Here is a 19,146-nt window from a genome sequence, read left to right on the forward strand (position 1 = left end):
CACACGATTTTCGCTTCGCTTGATTCGGCTCCGCAGCCGGGCTCCGTAATAGTCCGGACCGGCCGCACCGGTCCGCTCAGAGGTCGGCGGCGGCGATCCAGAACACCTCGCCCTCGGAGTCCTCGGTGTCGAGCCAGAGCAGCGGCAGGCTGGGATAGGCGGCCTCGAGATTGTCGCGACCGCGGCCGATCTCGCAGAGCAGCCCGCCCTGTGGGGTCAGATGCTGCCTGGCCTGATCGAGCAGGCGGCGGACGATGTCGAGCCCGTCGGGGCCGCCGTCGAACGCGATCTTCGGCTCGGCGCGGCACTCGCGCGGCAGCGCAGCCATGCCTTCGGCATCGACATAGGGCGGGTTCGAGATGATGAGATCGTAGCGCCTGTCGCCGAGCGGCTTGAACAGATCACCGCGATGGAGCGTCAGGCGGTCGTCGAGACCGTGGTCGGCGACGTTGCGCGCGGCGACCTCGAGCGCATCCTTTGAAATATCGACGGCATCGACGGTGGCATTGACGAAATGCCGGGCGGCGAGGATTGCAAGGCAGCCGGAGCCGGTGCAGAGGTCGAGCACGCTTTCGACCTCCGCGGGATCGCCGATCAGCGAGGCGCCGTCCTCGTCGCCGCCGAAATGCGAATCCAGCAATTCGCCGATGAAGGAGCGCGGCACGATGGTGCGCTCGTCGACATAGAACGGCAGGCCGCGCATGTAGACCTTGTTGACGAGATAGGCGGCCGGCTTGCGCGTCGCGATCCGCCGGTCGACCAAATCGAGGATCTGCTTGCCTTCGGCAAGCGTCACGCGGGCGGTCGCGAAATTTTCGAACTGGTCGGGATGCAGATGCAGCGTCTCGGAGATCAGGAACGCGGCCTCGGCCACCGGATCGGTGGTGCCGTGCGCGAACACCAGCTTTGCCGCGTTGAAGCGGCTCACCGCATAGCGCAGAAAATCGAACAGGGTGTGAATCTCGCCGGCCCCAACCTTCGGCATCTTTGGCGCGGCTGGGCTGCGCTTTGCCGGCACTTTGCTGCGCTTGGCCATCAGGATTTGGTCCAGCGCGCGGCGGCGGCGTCGTCATGGTCGCGCGCCTCGATCCAGTTCGTGCCGCGGGCGCTTTCCTCGCGCTTCCAGAACGGCGCGTTGGTCTTCAGATAGTCCATCAGAAACTCGGCAGCCTCGAACGCGGCCTGCCGGTGCGCGGAGGCGGTCACGACCAGCACGATGTTCTCGCCCGGCGCGATGCGGCCGAAGCGATGGATGACGGTGAGGCCCTGCAACGGCCAGCGCGCCAGCGCCTCGTCGGCGTGACGTCCAATCTCGGCTTCCGCCATTTCCGGGTAATGTTCGAGCGTCAGGGCTGCGATCGGCTCGCCCTGTTCGCTGCCGCGGCAGATGCCGCTGAAGCTGACGACCGCGCCGACATCGGTGCGGCCCTTGCCGAGAGCAGCGATCTCCTGCGCGACGTCGAAGTCGGCTTCCTGGATACGGATGGTCGCAGCGACAGCCATGATTGGATTTAACCGCCGGTCATCGGCGGGAAGAAAGCGATCTCGCGGGCGCCGAGGATTGCGGCATCCTGCTTGACATGGGCGTGGTCGATCGCGGCGCGGATCACCGTGGGCTTCTCGAAAGCATAGGCGTAGGCATCGTCGCGCGCGGTGAGCCAGCCGATCAGGTCGGCGACGGTCCGCACCTCGGCCGGCGGCTCGACGGTCTCCTCGGCCTTGCCGACGCGCTCGCGGACCCAGGCAAAATATTTCAGCTTCATCCCTCATCCTCCTTGATGAGGTGATGGATGCCGGCGCGGAAGTAATCCCAGCCGGTGTAGATCGTGAAGATCGCCGACATCCACAGCAGCACGATGCCGATCAGGGTGGTTGCCGGGAACACCTGTTCGCCCGCTTCGCCGGCGATCAGAAAGCCGATCGCGATCAGCTGGATCGTCGTCTTCCATTTCGCGAGCTTGGTGACGGGAACGCTGACCCTGAGCCCCGCGAGATATTCGCGCAGGCCCGAGACCAGGATCTCGCGGCACAGGATCACGATTGCCGCCCACAACGTCCAGCCGTGGATCGAATTGTCGGCGGCCAGCATCAGCAGGCTGGAGGCGACCAGGAGCTTGTCGGCGATCGGATCGAGCATCCGGCCGAACGCGGATTGCTGGTCCCACATCCGGGCGTAGTAGCCGTCGAGATAGTCGGTGATCCCCGCTGCGATGAACACGGCAAGCGCCACCCAGCGTAGCCACAACGGGCCGTCCAGGATCGACTGCCAGTAGACGCAGCCGATCACCACCGGAATGGCGGCGATCCGGGCGTAGGTCAGGATATTCGGGAGGGACATGGTCTTGGTCTGTCCCCGGGTCGTAGCGATGTTCATCCGTTCTACCAATACCGCTGAAGCGAGAAGGTCAACCGTGCGGGCGCCAAAGCGCGGCAACATTACGCGGAATCGTCATGGCGCTTTAGCTCGTTGTTTAAGCATGATCTTTTCGGACAGCCGCCTCACACTTTGCCGCATCATGCCCTAGATGCCCTGTTGCAGGCGACGCCCTGATGACTCGCCTTTGGTTTAACCCGGCTGGGCGTGGAAAAACTCGAAAATCTTGCGGGCGCTCTCGGCGCTGACGCCGGGAACCTTGCCGAGGTCGGCGATCGAGGCCCGCTCGATCTCCTTGAGCGTTCCGAAGTGGTGCAGCAAGGCACGTTTGCGCGACGGGCCGATGCCGGGGATCTCCTGCAGGCCGGCCTCCCGGATGTCCTTCTTGCGCAGCTTGCGGTGCGAGCCGATCACGAAGCGGTGGGCCTCGTCGCGCAGCCGCTGGATGAAATAGAGCACCGGGTCGCGCGGCTCCAGCTTGATGGCCTCGCGGTCCGGCATGAACAGGGTCTCGCGGCCGGCATCGCGCTCCGGCCCCTTGGCGACCGCCATCAGCGAGACCCCGCTCAGTCCGAGATTCCCGAAAATCTCCCTGACCGCGTTGAGCTGGCCGCGGCCGCCGTCGATGATGACGAGGTCAGGCCATTGCGGAAACGACTCGTCATCGGCCTTGTCGCTTTCGTTGGGTTTTGCGCCGTCCTTGGCCGTCTCGCCCTCAGGCGGCTTCAAGAGACGCTTGAAGCGCCGCTCCAGCACCTCGCGCATCATCCCGTAGTCGTCGCCGGGCGTCAGTCCCTCGGACTTGATGTTGAACTTGCGGTACTGGTTCTTCATGAACCCGTCGGGCCCGGCCACGATCATCGCGCCGACCGCGTTGGTGCCCTGGATGTGGCTGTTGTCGTAGACCTCGATGCGCTTTGGCGTGTGCGGCAGGCCGAGCGTCGTGACCATGCCCTCCAGCAGCCGGCTCTGGGTTGCGGTATCGGCGAGCTTGCGGCCGAGCGCCTCGCGCGCATTGGTGAGCGCGTGGCCGATCAGCTCCTTCTTCTCACCGCGCTTGGGCACGGAGACCTCGACCTTGGATCCGGCCTTGACCGAGAGCGCGTCGGCGAGCAGCGCGCTTTCCTCGATCTCGTGCGACAGCAGGATCAGCTTCGGCGGCGGCTTGTCGTCGTAGAATTGCGCGAGGAACGAGGACAGCACCTCCTCGGGCGTGAAGCTCTTCTCGGCCTTGGGGAAGTAGGCGCGGTTGCCCCAGTTCTGGCCGGTTCGGAAGAAGAACACCTCGACGCAGGAATAGCCGCCCTCCTGGTGGATCGCGAACACGTCGGCTTCTTCCACGGTGCGCGGATTGATGCCCTGCTGCGATTGTATCGCCGACAGCGCCGCGAGACGGTCGCGGTACAGCGCCGCGGTCTCGAACTCGAGCTCGCCGGAGGCCTTCTCCATTTCGGCCGCGAGCAATTCCTTCACGGCATGGCTGCGCCCGGAAAGGAATTCGGTCGCCTCGCGCACCAGCTCGCTATAGCCGGGAAAATCGATCTCGCGCGTGCAGGGGCCTGCGCAGCGCTTGATCTGGTAGAGCAGGCAGGGCCGGGTGCGGCTTTCGAAGAAGCCGTCGGTGCAGGAGCGGATCAGGAACGCGCGTTGCAGCGCCGTGATGGTGCGGTTGACTGCGCCCGCATTGGCGAACGGGCCGAAATAGCGGCCAGGCCGCGACTGCGCGCCGCGATGCTTGAGGATCTGCGGCGCCCAGTGATCGCCCGAGATTAGAATGTAGGGAAACGATTTGTCATCGCGCAGCTGCACGTTGAAGCGCGGGCGGAGCTGCTTGATCAGGTTGGCTTCGAGCAGCAGCGCCTCGGTCTCGGTCATGGTCGAGACGATCTCGACATGCGTGGTCGCGGCGATCATGCGCAGGATGCGCGCCGGCAACGGCGCGTTGGCCCGCGCATAGGACGACAGCCGTTTTTTGACGTTCTTCGCCTTGCCGACATAGAGCACGTCGTTGCCGGCGTTGAGCATGCGGTAGACGCCGGGCGAGGTCGGGGCGAGCCGCACCGCGTTCTCGATTGCGGCGTGCCCGACCGAGAGCGTCCCCTCGGCGACCGTCTCGGTGCTGTCCTCCGAAGCCTCGGGCAGACGTGCCTCGTCCTCCTCCTCGGCGGCGGAGCTCTCGGGATCGACGTCGCTGGTGTCGAGTGTCAGGTCGTCCTGCGGCAGGTCGGACCTTGAGCCGCGCCGTGGCTTGGCGGTGGCCTTGGCAACGGGCGTCGGACGTTCGGGAGAATCGTGAACCATGGGCCGTAAACTAAGCGCTCGAACGACTGCTCGCCAGCGTCGACGGCGCACGAAAACAACCTCGATTGCAGGAGGTTACCGGCTGCGCGCGGCGGCCGCGGCGGGGCGGTAACACATTGTTAAGACTGATGAGCGGGCCGGTAACCGGGCTTAACAGCCCTTTAACTTAAAACTCTCGATAAACCTTAGCGAAAAAAGTGGAATTCCGTAACCACGCAGGCCTTGGCCCGCGGGCTGCGGCAGTTGCGTGTGGAGAGTACCCATGACCCGGTTTGTTGCGCGTGCGCTGGCACTGATCGTCGCAGGCTGGACGACCTCGGCGGCGGCGGCCGACCTCAACTACGGCTCGCCCTATACCGTCTATCAGCCGCTCAATGCCTATAGCTGGGCCGGGCCCTATCTCGGCGGCAATGTCGGTTATGGCTGGGGTTCGGTCGAGAACAACCCGACCAAGCCGTCCGGCTTCGTCGGCGGCGTGCAGGCGGGCTACAATTTCCAGAACGGCTCACCCTGGGTGTTCGGTATCGAGGCCGATATCCAGGGCACCACGGCCGACGACCGGTTCGCGCCCTGGAAATTCTCCAACCCGTGGTTCGGCACGGTGCGCGGCCGCGCCGGCTATGCGGTCAACAACGTGCTGTTCTACGCGACCGGCGGTCTCGCCTTCGGCGAACTGCGCGGCGAGACCTTCGGCATGACGGAGAGTCACACCAACGCGGGCTTCACTGTCGCGCCGGCGCCGAAATGGGCTTCGCCCCGAACTGGAGCGCCAAGATCGAATATCTCTATGTCGATCTCGCCAACAGCAACTTCACGGTCACCGGCGGCGCGTCGAACGGCTACAGCTTCAGCCTGGTTCGCGCCGGCATCAACTATCACTTCTGAGAACAAGAAAACGTCTGAGATCGACTCCCGGCCGCGCCTCGCGCGGCCGGGTTTTTCTTTGCGGAGATCACGCTTTGCGTAGATCACGGCGACATCGCGCGCGGCGGCATCAACGCCGCGACGTCGGCGCAGCCAACCGATCGGCCGCGCGCATCCGATATGCGGCACCGTCAGTCGCGTCCGCATCATGCAGGCTGTCATGCAGCGAGCGCGAGCCACGCGCCCGGCAGTCAACTCACACGCAACGCTTCATTCGCCGTTCAGGACGAGCCGCGCATCGCGAGGGCTCGTCATGAAACCACCAGGTTGACCGCTTTCGGGCCCTTGCCCTTCTTGTCCGGCTCAACCTCGAACGTAATGCGCTGTCCTTCAGTCAGGTCCTTCAACCCTGCACGTTCGACAGCTGTGATGTGAACGAATACATCGCGGCCGCCATCATCAGGCTTGATGAAGCCGTAGCCACGCTCTCCGTTGAAGAACTTGACTGTCCCAGTCATGGCCATCGGGAAACTCCTCCCCCGTATTGCTCCACCGCTACGCGCACGCCGCGTAGCGGTTGACCGACATTCGCTTGTCGGAAGCTTGGCCACCTGAACAGGCCGGCGTCACGCCGCCGGTCTGCCTGGATCTTATTTCGGCCTTGTCACTCCGCCGCAACCATTCGCGGAAGCGGAACGTAAAGCCAGTCGTAACAGGATGAGCATAATACGGTTCCGCGCGCGTTGCCTATGCTCAAAATCGAACTTTTCAGTGGGTGCTGTAGATCAAGGTTTAGGCGTCTCGAGTCTGAAGCGTGCCGCGCCGCCCTGACCAAGCGGCTTCTCGAGTTCGGGCAGGATGATCTTCAGCTCGTTCGCCAGCGTCCACGGCGGATTCACGATCAAAAGGCCGGTGGAAACGAGGCCGGCTTCGGCTTCTTGCGGCGCCACACTGAATTCCAAACGCAAGCATTTGCCGGCGGGCCTGCTGGTTGCCGCTGCAACGGCAACGCTGCGCGCGAGTTCGTCGGTGGCTCTCCGGGATTTTACGGGGTACCACAAAAGATAGGCGCCGGTCGGCCACTTCGCGAACGCCGTCGTGAACGCGCCGGCCAGCCGCTCGAACTCGTCCTTCGCTTCGAACGGCGGGTCGATCAGCACCAGGCCGCGCCGTTCGTTCGGTGGCACGAATGCGGGCAGCGCCATCCAGCCATCGAGATCGACGACGCGCGCCTGCGCGTCGCGTCGCAATGCATCGATCAACTGCTTGCGCGCGCCGGGCTCGATCTCGCAGGCCGTCAGACGATCTTGCGGACGCAGCAGCGCCCGCGCGATCAGCGGTGACCCCGGATAGGTTTTCAATTCGCCGCGTGGATTGAATGCCCTGACGATGTCGAGATAGGGCCCGATCAAGGGCAGTGCCTTGTCGGAGAGTCGCGCCTGCATCAGGCGCGCGATGCCGGTGAGCCATTCACCGCCGCGCTGCGCTTCGCCCGACGTCAGATCATAGAGGCCGGCGCCCGCATGGGTGTCGATGACGCGGAACGGCGCCTGCTTCTCCTGCAAATAGGTGAGCATGCGCACCAGCACGATGTGCTTGATGACGTCGGCAAAGCTGCCGGCGTGAAAGGCGTGACGGTAGTTCATGCTGTGATCGCGCTGCGCTCCCGAGGGTGCGCATGTTGTACTTCGTCATGCCCGGCATGTCCCAGGGCATCTGCGCCTCATCTCGCCGATTTCGTGACGGCATCGACGAGCGGGACGCTCCGCACGCCGACGCGCGTCCGCCCGGCGATGACGTGGAGCAGGCTTCAGCCGCCGCGAACCGGCGGCATTACCACCTGATCGCGCCGGCAAGCGCGGCGATCGATTTCCTCGCAGGCGCGGAATTGCAGGTCCTTGCTCATGCAGATCCGCACCTCGCTGAGCCGGCCGCTGTTGCAGGTCACCGAGATCGCGGAGTTGCTGAGCCCGGGATTGGCCTTGATGAACGTGGTCTCGAGCTCGTCGGGCGCGATCGTTTTCGGCTCCGACAATTGCAGGAATTCCTCGGGGATCTTCACCGCGGCGCGGGCCTTGCGGATGGCTTCGAAATAGGCGCGCTCGTCGAGGCCGGAGCAGGTGCCGTGCTTGTCCCACTCATTGTAGATCAGCCCGGGCGCCGGCATCAGGTCGAGCATCGAGGTCATGATGTTGCGGGCGAGCCGCGGCGAGGGCCGTTGGCAGTATTCCGGAAAGCCGCGCTCATATTGCGGCCACAGGCCGTGCACCACGAAGGAGTAGGGCCGTCCGCCGCACTGCGCCTGCGTGCCGCGGCCGTTGTTGCCGCGCTCGCTCGCCGCCTCGCAGAACGACGGCGACCAGGACAGTGACAGCACGTAGAAATCGAATTCGCCGGGCGCATTCTGGCGGCGATCCTGGGCCGGGGCGCCAACCGCACCGCAGAGAACAAAGACAGCGGAAATCAGGAATCGGGAAATTGTGACCAACCGAGGCATCAAACGCTCCCCTCACGACCCCACGAAGCCTAGCAGGCTCACGGAACATTTCAAGAACAAAAGCCGCCGGCAGTGATGGCGGCGGCTTCCGATTCAGCAATCCGGTTGGAATATCAGGGCCGGGCGGCCTTGCAGGACGGGTTGTAGGCCCAGTTGCGGTCGAGCCCGGCGACGCACCATTCGACGCCCTGGTCGATGCCGGCAAAGCCGCCGTCCTCGATGATCGAATAATGGACCTTGCGCACCTTGCCGTCGCTCAAGAGCGCATCGCCCGAGCAATAGCGGCGCGGGATATTGTCGGACTGCCAAGGCCGGAACGCGGTTTCGTGAACCCGGCTGAAGCCGGTGATGACGAGCGGCGAATTCCAGAAGGTGGCTTCCTTCTCATGGAATTGATCGCTGATGGCCGCCAGGGCCTTCTCGCACGGGGCGACATTGCCGTCATAGCGCGGGCCCGACAGCCAGAAATTCAGCTCGAACGGATTGGCGGCCTGCGCCGTGCCCCCGAAGGCCAGCGTGCCGACCACGAGTGCGGCGCCGAGGCCAAGCGTGCGGCCGAGTTTGTTGCGGGAGTTGAACAGGTTGCGCATGGGAATCCACCCGATTGTCCGATGCGGCGGACGGTGCCGTGAAGCCCCGGCAAGGTCAAGTGCAGCGCGGCAACACCTGTCGAGAAGTCCACCGTCGGCTGCCGGCTCGTTCTTTTCACCGTCGCCGGCGCACTCTATGTTGGGTCCTAGCGAAATGGAGTCTGCGATGCGAAGGAAATTGGCTGCGTGCCTGGTTGCCGTTAGCGGGATGCTGGCCGTGGGTCCGGCGCAAGCCGACTGGATGCAGCCGGTGCCGCCGTTCAAGGGCAATGATACCGGCGGTATCATCGCCTATTCACTGGCAGCCCAGACCGACGCCCGGCAGCTCGCCGTCGACCACTGCGCCTCCTACGGCAAGGTGGTCAAGTTCCTGGCCGTTCAGCGTTACCCAGGCGGCTACATCTCGTTCGCCTGCCGCTGGGTGCCCTATGGCTCCGCGCAGAGACCGGTGCGCACGCTCTACTGAGTGCCTCAAAATTCCTCGATCGTTCAGCCGGGAGCTCGCCGCATGACCCGACAGCTTGCCTTGCTTGGCTCTGCCGTTTGCCTTGTCCTGTCCACCGGCGCCGCAAGCGCCGTCGACCTGCCGATCCGCAAGGCCGGTCTGTGGGAAATGAAGATGGTGCGCACCGGTGGGCAAATCCCCGAAGTGACCATGCAGCATTGCACCGACGAGACGACCGACAAGGAGATGAGCACCGCGGCCTCTCCGTTGGCAAAGCAGGTCTGCGCCAAGCAGGACGTCCAGAAGACCGCGACCGGTTATGTCAGCGACAGCGTTTGCGGCATCGCCGGCGTCAACGTGACCTCGCATGCCGAGATCATCGGCGACTTCAATTCGGCCTACACGGTGAAGAGCACCTCGCATTCCGAAGGCGGCCCGTCCGGCGCCCATGACGCCACCATGACCATCGAGGCGAAATGGCTCGGCGCCTGCAAGAACGACCAGAAGCCCGGTGACATCATCATGCCCGGCGGCATGAAGATGAACATCAAGGACATGGAAAAGCTGAAGGGCCTGCTGCCCAAGCAGAAGTAGGCGCTGCGTATTCGATTGCTGCCCGCGCGTTCAAGCACGGCCTCTCCCATGCGGAGAGGCCGTTATGCTTTTAGGCCATCATCGTTGCGCGCGGCCCGCGACGAGCGTGCAAGGCAATCTTGCGGTGAGCTGACGCGCGATCCATCTGATCCGTCCCCCGTCACCCTGAGGAGCGCGACGCGCGTCTCGAAGGGTCGACGGCCCGGCTGGTGGCCGCGCATCCTTCGAGGCTCGCCCAGCGGCGCAGTTGCGCCGCAAGGCTCGCGCCCCCAGCGACAAAGGCGAAGCCTTTGCGCAGGGATGACGGGTCCCACCGCTCGTTCGCGCAAGCCGTCAGTATGCAATGACGTGGAATGCGGATCGCAGATGTCGCGCGTGACCGTGCAACGCGCGAGAGCATTGCGGGATGCAATCAACATCATCGAGAGATTGCTGGGTATCACGCGCGCGAGCAATCAGTGAAGACACGCGTCTTCGTGCCGATTGCCTGCACTGCGCGCTGATTGGTTGCTGCGACAACATGTCGTTTTTGAATCGCTCCAATGTTGCGCTTCAAGCGATTCTATTTTGCGCGTGTGGAATTTCACCGATCCCGCCGATAGAAATCCGCCCCAATCGATTCCTGCGTAATGACGATCGCGCGGCTCGATCATGATTAGTCTGGGCGTGTGGGGATTTGTTCGGTGGGAATGGTTTCGTGTCGGAGCAGGCGTGGCTTGCTCGGATCGACGGCTGCGATCAACGCAGCGTTTCTTGGTTCGGTCATGCTTGCGCCAGTGTGCGCAGACGTCGCCAGTGCGCAGGCGCAAACCAGTCCTCCGCAAAACGATGTCAGCGTGCTTCCGCCGGTGACGGTGGAGCAATCCGGCGCTGCAAGGAAGCAAAGTGCCGCCGCTTCAAGGCAGAACACCAGGGCTTCGCGCGCGGCCGCGGCGAGCCGACGCCGCATTGTCGCGGCGACTGCGCAGAGCCAGGCTCCGCGCGCGCAGGCTGCCGCCGGGGCGATCGGTACGACGACCGGTTACGTCGCAACCGGCAGCACGACCGGCACCAAGACCGGCACGGCGCTGATCGAGACGCCGCAGTCGCTCTCGGTCGTCACGCAAAAGGAGCTCAGGGATCGCAACGTTCAGACGCTGAAGGACGCCGTCAACTACACGCCCGGCGTCACGACCACGGCGTTCGGTTACGACCCCCGGTTCGACAGTTTCTACATCCGCGGCTTCGATGCCACCTATACCGGGATCTACCGCGACGGCCTGCGCCAGGGCGGAGGCAACTTCGCGATTCCCAAGATCGAGCCCTATGGTCTCGACAGCGTGTCGATCCTGCGCGGCCCGGCCTCGGGCCTCTATGGTCTTGGTTCCCCCGGCGGCATCGTCGACGTCACCACCAAGCGGCCGCCGTTGACGGCGTTTGGCGAGGTGCAGCTGCAAGGCGGTACCTACGATCGTTACCAGGGCAGCTTCGATATCGGTGGTCCGGTGCCCGGCAGCGATCAGCTGTACTACCGGCTCACCGGTCTGCTCCGTGACGCAAAGACCTGGTATCCCGGCAACGACGATGATCGCACCTATATCGCCCCGGCACTGACCTGGCGGCCCGATGCCGATACGTCGTTCACGATCCTGAGCGAATATCAGAGCAGCCGGACCGCCGCGAGCATCGGCAACTTCCGCACCCCCGACGGCCGATTGACCAACATCTACTCGAATGATCCGGCTTTCAGCGCGATGGATCAGAAGCAGTATCGCATCGGCTACGCGTTCGAGCGCAATGTCGACGACGTCTGGACGGTGCGGCAGAATTTCCGCTTCTATCAGGTCGACACCGACGCGAAATACACCCAGATCGATTCGATCGACAGCAGCACCAATCTCGCGTCGCGGTCTGCATGGCGGATTCTCGACAGCTTCAACACCGTGACGCTCGACAACCAGGCCGAGGCCAAGTTCATGCTCGGCGCGATCAAGAACACGGCGCTGTTCGGCGTCGACTACGGCCATTCCTACTACAACGACAAGATCGGTTACGGCGCGGCGCCGGACCTCAATCTCCTGACCATGAACTACGGCGCGCAGGCGATCGCGACGCCGGCATTCTCGATCTTCAACAAGCAGTCGACCGACGAGGTCGGCCTCTATGCGCAGGAGCAGGCCAAGCTCGGCGGCTTCGTTCTGACGCTCAACGGTCGCCAGAGCTGGGTGGCGCAGACGACGACGGCCGGTCTCGACGGCGTGCCGTCAACGCAGAAGGCGACCGCCTTCACCGGCCGGGCGGGCCTCGCTTACGTCTTCGACAGCGGCATCGCGCCCTATGTCAGCTACGCGACGTCGTTCAGCCCGCAGGTCGGCGTCGACTTATCCGGGACACCGTTCAAGCCGACCACCGGCGAGCAGAAGGAGATCGGCATCAAGTACCAGATGCCGCAGCTTCCGGTGCTGCTGACCGCCGCGGTGTTCGACATCACCCAGGACAATGTGCTGCGCACCGATCCCAGCAACATGGCGTTCCAGGCCGCTACCGGGCAGGTCGAATCCAAGGGCGTGGAGCTCGAGGCGAAGCTGGCGCTCCAACAGGGCTTCGATCTCACCGCGGCCTACACTCATCTCAACGTCGTGATCACGCAGGGCAATCCCGATACCACCGGCAACGAGCTGTCGGGCATTCCGCGCAATTCCTTCGCCGCGTTCGGCAAATACACCTTCCAGTCCGGCGTGCCGGTCGAAGGGCTCGGGCTTGGTCTTGGTGTCCGCTACATCGGGACCAACTTCGGCAACGACCAGAACACGTTCCAGAATGCGGCGACGACGTTGTTCGATGCGGTGATCGATTATGATCTGGGCAGGCTCGACCGGCGCTTTCTCGGCGCCACCATGCGCGTCAACGCGACCAATCTGTTCGACACGCACTACCAGACCTGCCAGGCCGGCTACTGCTATGCCGGCGAACGGCGGCAGGTGATCGGCACCTTGTCTTACCGCTGGTAGCTACACCGGCACCCGCACCTGCGCCCGCAGGCCGCCCATCGGGCTTTCGCTGAGCATGATGTCGCCGCCATGCGAGCGGGCGATGTCGCGGGCGATCGCAAGCCCGAGCCCGCTGCCGCCTTCGTCCTGGTTGCGGGCATCGTCGAGCCGCAGGAACGGCTTGAACACTTCCTCGCGCATGGCGGGGGGGATGCCGGGGCCGTCGTCGTCGACCGTGATGTTGAGATAGCGGTGGTCGCGCTGGCCGGTGATCGAGATCGTGTTGGCATGGCGCGCCGCATTGGAAACGAGGTTGGCAAGGCAGCGCTTGAACGAGGCCGGCTTCACCGTGACCACGGGCAGGCCGTGGAATGCGACGGTCGCGGTGTGGCCGTGGCGCTCGGCGTCGCTGCGCAGCTCCTCCAGCGCCATCGCCATGTCGGTCGGCTGCGCGACCTCGCCGGAATCGCCGCGTGCGAAGGCGAGGTAGTCTTCCAGCATCATCGACATCTCGTCGACGTCCTTGCGCATCGCGTCGATCTCGGGACCTTCGCCGATCAGGGCGAGCTCGAGCTTGAAGCGGGTCAGGATGGTGCGCAAATCGTGCGACACGCCGGCGAGCATCGCGGTGCGCTGCTCGATCGAGCGCTCGACGCGCGCCTTCATCTCGATGAAGGCCTGCGCCGCACGCCGGACCTCACGCGCGCCGCGCGGTCGGAAGTTCGGCGCCTCGCGGCCCTTGCCGAAACTCTCGGCGGCGTCGGCGAGCCGCAGGATCGGCTTGATCTGGTTGCGCAGGAACAGCACGGCGACGATCAACAGGATGGTCGAGGTACCGAGCATCCAGAAGATGAAGATCTCCGAATTCGAGGCGTAGGCCGCGCTGCGCTGGGCGAAGATCCGCATTACGGAATCGTCGAGCTGCACGCGGATCTCGACCAGGTTGGACTTGCCGACGGTGTCGATCCAGAACGGACGGCTGATCTGGCGGCCGAGCTGCACCGAGAGGGTCTGGTCGAGCAGCGAGAAGAACGGCTTCGGCCCCGGCGGCGGCATGTCGCCGGCGGGGAGGAAGTCGACCACCAACTGCAGCTTCTGGGCGATGTGGCGAAGCTGGGCGCGGTCCTTGTCCTGCGGATAATTCTTGTAGACGTCGATCAGCGCGGCGATGTCGGACACAACGGCGGCCGACAGGCGCCGCGTCACCGTGTTCCAGTGCCGCTCCATGAACACGAACGCCACCACGGTCTGCAGGATCACCATCGGCACGATCATGATCAGCAGCGCGCGGGCATAGAGGCCGGTCGGCATCCAGCTCTTGAACGCATTGCCCATCCAGCCGTTCGCCTTCGAGACGCGCTGCGAGGCGTTCTTGATCAGGGTCAGGCCGGAATCGAGCGTGCTCATGGCTGGATCTTACGGCGAGGCGACCAGGCGATAGCCGATGCCGCGGACCGCCTGCAGGAACAGCGGATTGGCGGGATCGTGCTCGATCTTGCGGCGCAGCCGGTTGATCTGCACGTCGACCGCGCGTTCGTTGACGGTGCCGCCAGAGGTCAGCTCGGCGCGCGGCACGGTCTCGCCGGGAGCGCTGGCAAGGATACGCAGCATCTCGCGCTCGCGGTCGGTGAGATGGATGATCTCCTCGCCCTGGCGCAGTTCGCTGCGCTCGATGTGGAAGATGTAGGGGCCGAACGCGATCTGCTCGACGGTCACGACCTGCGGCGGCGCGGTGCGCTTGAGAATGTTGCCGATGCGCAGCACCAGCTCGCGCGGCTCGAACGGCTTGGCGACATAGTCGTCGGCGCCGATCTGCAGGCCCTCGATGCGGGCCTCCGCCTCATGGCGGGCGGTCAGCATGATGATCGGCACCGTGGAGGAGGTGCGGATGAAGCGGGCGAGGTCGAAGCCGTTCTCGCCGGGCATCATCACGTCGAGGATCAGCAAGTCGAAATGCAGCCCGAGCAGCTTGGCGCGGGCGTCGGTGGCGCTCATCGCCGTCGTGACGCGATAGCCTTCGCCGGACAGAAAGCGCGACAGCAGGTCGCGAATACGCCGGTCGTCGTCGACCAGAAGGAGGTGCGGCGCGTCGTCGGCCGGCTCGACCGGCGCGCGCATCATGGTTGCAGCCTGCACCAGGTTCACTCCCTTGTTTTCTTGCCGCCGCCGAAGATCGCTTCGAGCACCTTGTCGGGATCGTCGCGGTCGATCATCGCGCGGAGGAACTGTCGGACCGTCTCGACGCCGGCTGGATCGATGCCGGCGATCGCGCGGTTGATGCGGTCGGTCTGCAGCCCTGCGAGCTTGGCGACCAGCGCCTCGCCCTTCGGCGTGGCATAGAGCAGGCGCTGCCGGCGATCGTTGTTGCCGGTCTTCTGCACGATGTAGCCTTCGTCCAAGAGCTGCTTGAGCACGCGCCCGAGCGATTGCTTGGTGATGCGCAAGACGTCGAGCAGGTCCGCGACCTTCAGGCCGGGATAGCGGGTGACGAAGTGGATGACGCGGTGGTGGGCGCGGCCGAAACCGAATGCCTCCAGCTCCTGGTCGGCGTCGCCGACAAAGTCGCGGTAGGCGAAGAACAGGAGCTCGATGATGTCCCAGCGCAGGTCGCGTCCGCCCGTCGCAGGAGCATGATCGTCTCCCTGCGAATCGGGCTTGGCAGCCATGCCTGAGAAATTTATGTCAGTCATATTGACGTATCTTGGGTTCAATGTTACAAAACTGACTGTCACGACGAAACATTAGGTCGTTTCGTCCCCGACAGCGTTTGACTCGGCCTGAAAGAGCCTGTGAGGCGGTTTGGGCCGCAAATTGGACTACCGTGCGATTGTCGAGCGGCATTTCGGCAAACATACTGGACTTCAGCGTTCCGCAAAAGCATGTCTAAACCGCATGTTGGCGATGGAAACCGGCCCGTGCGGCCGGTGGTGGTGAAGTCCGGGCCAGCCGAGCCTGACGGCTCCGGGGGAAACAGGCCGGCGCCCGGTATGGCGCCGGTTCCGACAGCGGAAAGCAAGAAAAATGACTTTGAAATTCGACATCCATCCTTCGCCGAATGCGACCTCCGACAAGGATCGCGCGGCGAAGCTCGTGGACCCGGGCTTCGGCCGCGTCTTCACCGACCACATGGCGATCGTCCGCTACAGCCAGGGCAAGGGCTGGCACAGCGCCCGCGTCGAGGCCCGCGCGAATTTCCCGCTCGATCCGGCCGGCGCGGTGCTGCACTACGCCCAGGAGATCTTCGAAGGTCTCAAGGCCTACCGGCGCGATGATGGCGGTGTGAACCTGTTTCGTCCCGACGCCAATGCCCGCCGCTTCCACGATTCGGCCGAGCGCATGGCGATGGCGCCGCTGCCCGAGGATGTGTTCATCGAGGCGGTCGAGCAGCTGGTGCGGATCGATCGTGCCTGGATCCCGGGCGGCGAGGGCAGCCTCTATCTGCGGCCGTTCATGATCGCGAGCGAGATCTTCCTCGGCGTGAAGCCGTCGGCGGAATACATCTTCTCGGTGATCGCATCGCCGGTCGGCTCTTACTTCAAGGGCGGTCCTGCGCCGGTGTCGATCTGGGTGTCGGAGAATTACACGCGTGCCGCGATCGGCGGCACCGGCGCGGTGAAGTGCGGCGGCAACTACGCCGCCAGCCTGCGCGCGCAGGCGGAGGCGATCGAGCGCGGCTGCGACCAGGTCGTGTTCCTCGACGCGGTCGAGCGCCGCTACATCGAGGAGCTCGGCGGCATGAACATCTTCTTCGCCTTCGACGACGGCTCGCTGCTGACGCCGCCGCTCGGCACCATCCTGCCCGGCATCACCCGCGACTCGATCATCGCGCTCGCCAAGGATGCCGGCACGCGCGTGCGCGAGGAGCCCTACACGATCCAGCAGTGGCGCGCAGATGCCGCCAGCGGCAAGCTGAAGGAAGCGTTCGCCTGCGGCACCGCCGCCGTGATCTCGCCGATCGGCAAGGTGTGCTCGGCGAGCGGCGATTTCCAGATCAGCAGCGGCGTGGCCGGCCCGGTCGCCATGGGCCTGCGCAAGAAGCTGGTCGACATCCAGTACGGTCGCACCAATGACCCGCATAACTGGATCCGAAACGTCGCCTGACACTGCGGTTCCACCGCTGACAATTTGGCGCCTCTTCCTGTGCAAGGAAGAGGCGCTCTTGCTTTTTGGAACTCCAGCAAGCACGCCGACGCTTCGCTTCGGTCGTCATTTTTCCGTGTTGTCGGCCGTCATCGCATGAACGGGCTGCCGCGAGCGCGCGACAAAGTCTCGCCTCCCGCTTCAAACATTCCCAACTCGCGTGATGAAATGACCGAAACTCTCGTAACACGTCTGACCTGTGCCGTGCTGATGACGGCTGCGTTCGCGTTCTCCGGAACGAGCACCGTGCGCGCGGAGGATCGCTCGCCTGTGATCGACGTTCGCACGGCCGACTCGGACATGAATGCCGCGATCGCCCATGCGCGCGAGACGCTTCCGGCATTCTGGGTGTCCTATGAGGCGCCGAAGCCGTCGGAGACCCAGCACTCCCTGAAGGTCCGCTTTCCGACCCATCGCAACGAAGGCGAGCACATCTGGATGCGCGAGGTGAAGAAACTGCCGAACGGAAGCTATTCCGGCCGCTTCGCCAACCAGCCGCGCGACCTGCCGGGCAAGCAGGCCGGCGACCTCGTCGAGTTCAAGCAGGCCGATATTTCGGACTGGATGTTCATGCGCAACGGCAAGATCGTCGGCGGCGAGACCATCAAGCCGCTGCTGAAATCGATGCCGAAGGCCGATGCCGACGCGCTTCGCGCGCGGATGGAGCAGCCCTGAAGACCGCTGTTCGGCCGTGGCGGAGGCGCAAAGCGGTTGCCGCCTTGCGTGTCCGCTGGTAAATGCCCGCGATGGCCGAAAAATCCAAAAAACCCCAGAGGCTGAAGGCGCGGCTGCCGCGCGGGCTCGAAGATCGTGGCCCGGCCGCGATCAAGGCCACGCGGGCGATGGTCGAGAAGATCCGCGCCGTCTACGAGCTCTACGGCTTCGAGCCGGTGGAGACGCCGGCGATGGAATACACCGACGCGCTCGGCAAGTTCCTGCCCGACCAGGACCGCCCCAACGAGGGCGTGTTCTCGTTCCAGGACGATGACGAGCAGTGGATCTCGCTGCGCTACGACCTGACCGCGCCGCTGGCGCGCTATGTCGCGGAAAACTTCGACGCGCTGCCGAAGCCTTATCGGTCCTATCGCTTCGGTTACGTCTTCCGTAACGAGAAGCCCGGCCCCGGCCGCTTCCGTCAGTTCATGCAGTTCGACGCCGATACGGTCGGCTCGGCGACGCCGGCGGCCGACGCCGAGATCTGCATGATGGCGGCCGACACGATGGAAGCGCTCGGCATCCCGCGCGGCTCCTATGTCGTGAAGGTGAACAACCGCAAGGTGCTCGACGGCGTGCTCGAGGCGATCGGCCTCGGCGGCGACGACAATGCAGGCCGCAGGCTCACGGTGCTGCGTGCGATCGACAAGCTCGACAAGTTTCACGCCGACGAGGTTCGCAAGCTGCTCGGTCCCGGACGATGGGATGGCGGTGAAGAGGGCAAGGGCGACTTCACCAAGGGCGCTGAGTTGAGCCCGGCGGATGCCGATATCGTTCTGGCCGTCACGCAGCAGCGTGCGGATTGGCGAGAGGCGATCGCGGCGGCGGAGACCTACCTCGCGAAGAGCGAAGTTGGCCAGGCCGGCGTGAGCGAGCTCGAGGAAATCGCAAAACTGGTCGCAGCGTCCGGCTATGGCTCGGATCGCATCCGCATCGACCCCACCGTGGTTCGCGGTCTCGAATATTACACCGGCCCGGTCTACGAGGTTGAACTGCTGCTCGACACCAAGGACGAGAAGGGCCGCCCGGTGCGGTTCGGCTCGGTCGGCGGCGGCGGCCGCTATGACGGGCTGGTCTCGCGCTTCCGCGGCGAGCCGGTGCCGGCAACCGGTTTCTCGATCGGCGTGTCGCGCCTGCAGGCCGCGCTGACCATGCTCGGCCAGCTCGACACGCGAGCCGAATTCGGCCCGGTCGTCGTCACCGTGTTCGACCGCGACCGCGTCGCCGACTACCAGAAGATGGTCGCAGAGCTGCGCCAGGCCGGCATTCGCGCCGAGCTCTATCTCGGTAACCCGAAGAACATGGGCAACCAGCTCAAATATGCCGACCGCCGCAACTCGCCCTGCGTCATCATCCAGGGTTCGGACGAGAAGGCGCGCGGCGAGGTGCAGATCAAGGATCTGATCGAGGGCGCCAAGGCCGCGGCTGCGATCGCGTCCAATCAGGAATGGCGCGAGACGCGTCCGGCGCAATTCTCCTGCGCGGAGACCGATCTGGTCGCGAAAGTCCGCGAGGTCCTGGCGCGGCATGACGTGGCGTGGGGATAGCCATTCGCTGGTGATGTGATGCCCGGCCTTGTGCCGGGCATCCGCCTCTTGTTTGATGCACGCCGACGTGAATGGCCGGGAACAGCCTGGCCATGGCGACAACAAGAGGGA

The 19,146-nt window shown here is 64.6% G+C and carries 18 protein-coding genes and 1 pseudogene; 7 read left to right on the forward strand and 12 right to left on the reverse strand.

The annotated features are described in order from the left end of the window. Nucleotides 1-76: 76 nt before the first annotated feature. From prmB to uvrC, 5 genes are all read right to left on the reverse strand, one after another. Nucleotides 77-1,036, reverse strand: coding sequence for a 50S ribosomal protein L3 N(5)-glutamine methyltransferase (prmB, locus tag ALC15_RS20500; protein WP_050628821.1), 960 nt, complete (start codon nucleotides 1,034-1,036; stop codon nucleotides 77-79). Further along, nucleotides 1,036-1,503 carry a molybdenum cofactor biosynthesis protein MoaE gene (locus ALC15_RS20505; RefSeq protein ID WP_050628822.1) on the reverse strand — a complete coding sequence of 156 codons (468 nt, stop codon included), beginning with the start codon at nucleotides 1,501-1,503 and terminating at the stop codon, nucleotides 1,036-1,038. Before ALC15_RS20505 ends, prmB begins: the two co-directional genes overlap by 1 nt. Before the next feature lie 8 nt (nucleotides 1,504-1,511). After that, nucleotides 1,512-1,763 (reverse strand): molybdopterin converting factor subunit 1, encoded by a 252-nt coding sequence (gene moaD / locus ALC15_RS20510; RefSeq protein ID WP_050628823.1) that lies wholly within the window; start codon nucleotides 1,761-1,763, stop codon nucleotides 1,512-1,514. Beyond that, nucleotides 1,760-2,374, reverse strand: coding sequence for a CDP-diacylglycerol--glycerol-3-phosphate 3-phosphatidyltransferase (gene pgsA, locus ALC15_RS20515; protein ID WP_050628824.1), 615 nt, complete (start codon nucleotides 2,372-2,374; stop codon nucleotides 1,760-1,762). Before pgsA ends, moaD begins: the two co-directional genes overlap by 4 nt. A 192-nt stretch (nucleotides 2,375-2,566) precedes the next feature. Then, on the reverse strand, nucleotides 2,567-4,675 hold the full coding sequence (gene uvrC / locus ALC15_RS20520) for an excinuclease ABC subunit UvrC (RefSeq protein ID WP_050628825.1): 2,109 nt from the start codon (nucleotides 4,673-4,675) through the stop codon (nucleotides 2,567-2,569). 262 nt (nucleotides 4,676-4,937) lie between these two features. Between uvrC and ALC15_RS20525 the strand changes: the two are divergent. Continuing rightward, a pseudogene (locus ALC15_RS20525) lies at nucleotides 4,938-5,560 on the forward strand (outer membrane protein). A gap of 290 nt (nucleotides 5,561-5,850) precedes the next feature. Here ALC15_RS20525 and ALC15_RS20530 read toward each other — a convergent pair. From ALC15_RS20530 to ALC15_RS20545, 4 genes are all read right to left on the reverse strand, one after another. Continuing rightward, complete coding sequence (locus tag ALC15_RS20530; protein WP_016844477.1) at nucleotides 5,851-6,063, reverse strand: cold-shock protein; 213 nt, start codon at nucleotides 6,061-6,063, stop codon at nucleotides 5,851-5,853. A gap of 261 nt (nucleotides 6,064-6,324) precedes the next feature. Beyond that, entirely contained in the window at nucleotides 6,325-7,185 is an 861-nt protein-coding gene (locus ALC15_RS20535) for a 23S rRNA (adenine(2030)-N(6))-methyltransferase RlmJ (RefSeq protein ID WP_050628826.1), read from the reverse strand. 164 nt (nucleotides 7,186-7,349) lie between these two features. Beyond that, the gene (locus ALC15_RS20540; RefSeq protein WP_050628827.1) at nucleotides 7,350-8,036 is read right to left on the reverse strand and encodes a ribonuclease T2 family protein; all 687 of its coding nucleotides are present in this window, start codon (nucleotides 8,034-8,036) and stop codon (nucleotides 7,350-7,352) included. A 113-nt stretch (nucleotides 8,037-8,149) separates the two neighbouring features. Continuing rightward, the gene (locus ALC15_RS20545) at nucleotides 8,150-8,626 is read right to left on the reverse strand and encodes a hypothetical protein (protein ID WP_050628828.1); all 477 of its coding nucleotides are present in this window, start codon (nucleotides 8,624-8,626) and stop codon (nucleotides 8,150-8,152) included. Between the two features lie 166 nt (nucleotides 8,627-8,792). On the opposite strand from ALC15_RS20545, the gene ALC15_RS20550 reads away from it, so the two are divergent. The 3 genes from ALC15_RS20550 (at nucleotide 8,793) to ALC15_RS20560 (ending at nucleotide 12,655) form a co-directional block, all read left to right on the forward strand. Then, nucleotides 8,793-9,092 (forward strand): hypothetical protein, encoded by a 300-nt coding sequence (locus ALC15_RS20550; RefSeq protein WP_050628906.1) that lies wholly within the window; start codon nucleotides 8,793-8,795, stop codon nucleotides 9,090-9,092. A 42-nt stretch (nucleotides 9,093-9,134) separates the two neighbouring features. Next, nucleotides 9,135-9,665, forward strand: coding sequence for a DUF3617 domain-containing protein (locus ALC15_RS20555; RefSeq protein ID WP_050628829.1), 531 nt, complete (start codon nucleotides 9,135-9,137; stop codon nucleotides 9,663-9,665). A gap of 836 nt (nucleotides 9,666-10,501) precedes the next feature. After that, complete coding sequence (locus ALC15_RS20560; protein WP_244486176.1) at nucleotides 10,502-12,655, forward strand: TonB-dependent siderophore receptor; 2,154 nt, start codon at nucleotides 10,502-10,504, stop codon at nucleotides 12,653-12,655. On the opposite strand, the gene ALC15_RS20565 is transcribed toward ALC15_RS20560, so the two are convergent. The 3 genes from ALC15_RS20565 to ALC15_RS20575 are packed head-to-tail and all read right to left on the reverse strand — an operon-like array spanning nucleotide 12,656 to nucleotide 15,324. Beyond that, nucleotides 12,656-14,041: an ATP-binding protein gene (locus ALC15_RS20565; RefSeq protein ID WP_050628830.1), complete on the reverse strand. Its 1,386-nt coding sequence runs from the start codon at nucleotides 14,039-14,041 to the stop codon at nucleotides 12,656-12,658. A gap of 9 nt (nucleotides 14,042-14,050) precedes the next feature. Further along, nucleotides 14,051-14,755 (reverse strand): response regulator, encoded by a 705-nt coding sequence (locus tag ALC15_RS20570; RefSeq protein ID WP_095733638.1) that lies wholly within the window; start codon nucleotides 14,753-14,755, stop codon nucleotides 14,051-14,053. A gap of 20 nt (nucleotides 14,756-14,775) precedes the next feature. Then, nucleotides 14,776-15,324: a MarR family winged helix-turn-helix transcriptional regulator gene (locus ALC15_RS20575; protein ID WP_050628832.1), complete on the reverse strand. Its 549-nt coding sequence runs from the start codon at nucleotides 15,322-15,324 to the stop codon at nucleotides 14,776-14,778. A 331-nt stretch (nucleotides 15,325-15,655) separates the two neighbouring features. On the opposite strand from ALC15_RS20575, the gene ALC15_RS20580 reads away from it, so the two are divergent. From ALC15_RS20580 to hisS, 3 genes are all read left to right on the forward strand, one after another. After that, nucleotides 15,656-16,735 (forward strand): branched-chain amino acid aminotransferase, encoded by a 1,080-nt coding sequence (locus ALC15_RS20580; RefSeq protein ID WP_050628833.1) that lies wholly within the window; start codon nucleotides 15,656-15,658, stop codon nucleotides 16,733-16,735. Between the two features lie 249 nt (nucleotides 16,736-16,984). Then, nucleotides 16,985-17,449 carry a YegJ family protein gene (locus ALC15_RS20585; RefSeq protein ID WP_244486182.1) on the forward strand — a complete coding sequence of 155 codons (465 nt, stop codon included), beginning with the start codon at nucleotides 16,985-16,987 and terminating at the stop codon, nucleotides 17,447-17,449. A gap of 71 nt (nucleotides 17,450-17,520) precedes the next feature. Then, the gene (hisS, locus tag ALC15_RS20590; RefSeq protein WP_094193987.1) at nucleotides 17,521-19,035 is read left to right on the forward strand and encodes a histidine--tRNA ligase; all 1,515 of its coding nucleotides are present in this window, start codon (nucleotides 17,521-17,523) and stop codon (nucleotides 19,033-19,035) included. Nucleotides 19,036-19,146: the final 111 nt, after the last annotated feature.

The sequence above is a fragment of the Bradyrhizobium viridifuturi genome, from assembly GCF_001238275.1.
GTDB classification, from domain to species: Bacteria; Pseudomonadota; Alphaproteobacteria; order Rhizobiales; family Xanthobacteraceae; genus Bradyrhizobium; species Bradyrhizobium viridifuturi.

Bases quoted from the DNA above. Each gene is read 5' to 3' on its own strand.
- hisS (WP_094193987.1), top strand. From the start codon at position 17,521: ATGGCCGAAAAATCCAAAAAACCCCAGAGGCTGAAGGCGCGGCTGCCG.
- ALC15_RS20575 (WP_050628832.1), bottom strand. From the start codon at position 15,324: ATGACTGACATAAATTTCTCAGGCATGGCTGCCAAGCCCGATTCGCAG.
- ALC15_RS20570 (WP_095733638.1), bottom strand. From the start codon at position 14,755: ATGATGCGCGCGCCGGTCGAGCCGGCCGACGACGCGCCGCACCTCCTT.
- prmB (WP_050628821.1), bottom strand. From the start codon at position 1,036: ATGGCCAAGCGCAGCAAAGTGCCGGCAAAGCGCAGCCCAGCCGCGCCA.
- ALC15_RS20550 (WP_050628906.1), top strand. From the start codon at position 8,793: ATGCGAAGGAAATTGGCTGCGTGCCTGGTTGCCGTTAGCGGGATGCTG.
- moaD (WP_050628823.1), bottom strand. From the start codon at position 1,763: ATGAAGCTGAAATATTTTGCCTGGGTCCGCGAGCGCGTCGGCAAGGCC.
- ALC15_RS20540 (WP_050628827.1), bottom strand. From the start codon at position 8,036: ATGCCTCGGTTGGTCACAATTTCCCGATTCCTGATTTCCGCTGTCTTT.
- ALC15_RS20545 (WP_050628828.1), bottom strand. From the start codon at position 8,626: ATGCGCAACCTGTTCAACTCCCGCAACAAACTCGGCCGCACGCTTGGC.
- ALC15_RS20530 (WP_016844477.1), bottom strand. From the start codon at position 6,063: ATGGCCATGACTGGGACAGTCAAGTTCTTCAACGGAGAGCGTGGCTAC.
- ALC15_RS20580 (WP_050628833.1), top strand. From the start codon at position 15,656: ATGACTTTGAAATTCGACATCCATCCTTCGCCGAATGCGACCTCCGAC.
- uvrC (WP_050628825.1), bottom strand. From the start codon at position 4,675: ATGGTTCACGATTCTCCCGAACGTCCGACGCCCGTTGCCAAGGCCACC.
- ALC15_RS20585 (WP_244486182.1), top strand. From the start codon at position 16,985: ATGACGGCTGCGTTCGCGTTCTCCGGAACGAGCACCGTGCGCGCGGAG.
- ALC15_RS20505 (WP_050628822.1), bottom strand. From the start codon at position 1,503: ATGGCTGTCGCTGCGACCATCCGTATCCAGGAAGCCGACTTCGACGTC.
- ALC15_RS20535 (WP_050628826.1), bottom strand. From the start codon at position 7,185: ATGAACTACCGTCACGCCTTTCACGCCGGCAGCTTTGCCGACGTCATC.
- pgsA (WP_050628824.1), bottom strand. From the start codon at position 2,374: ATGAACATCGCTACGACCCGGGGACAGACCAAGACCATGTCCCTCCCG.
- ALC15_RS20565 (WP_050628830.1), bottom strand. From the start codon at position 14,041: ATGAGCACGCTCGATTCCGGCCTGACCCTGATCAAGAACGCCTCGCAG.
- ALC15_RS20555 (WP_050628829.1), top strand. From the start codon at position 9,135: ATGACCCGACAGCTTGCCTTGCTTGGCTCTGCCGTTTGCCTTGTCCTG.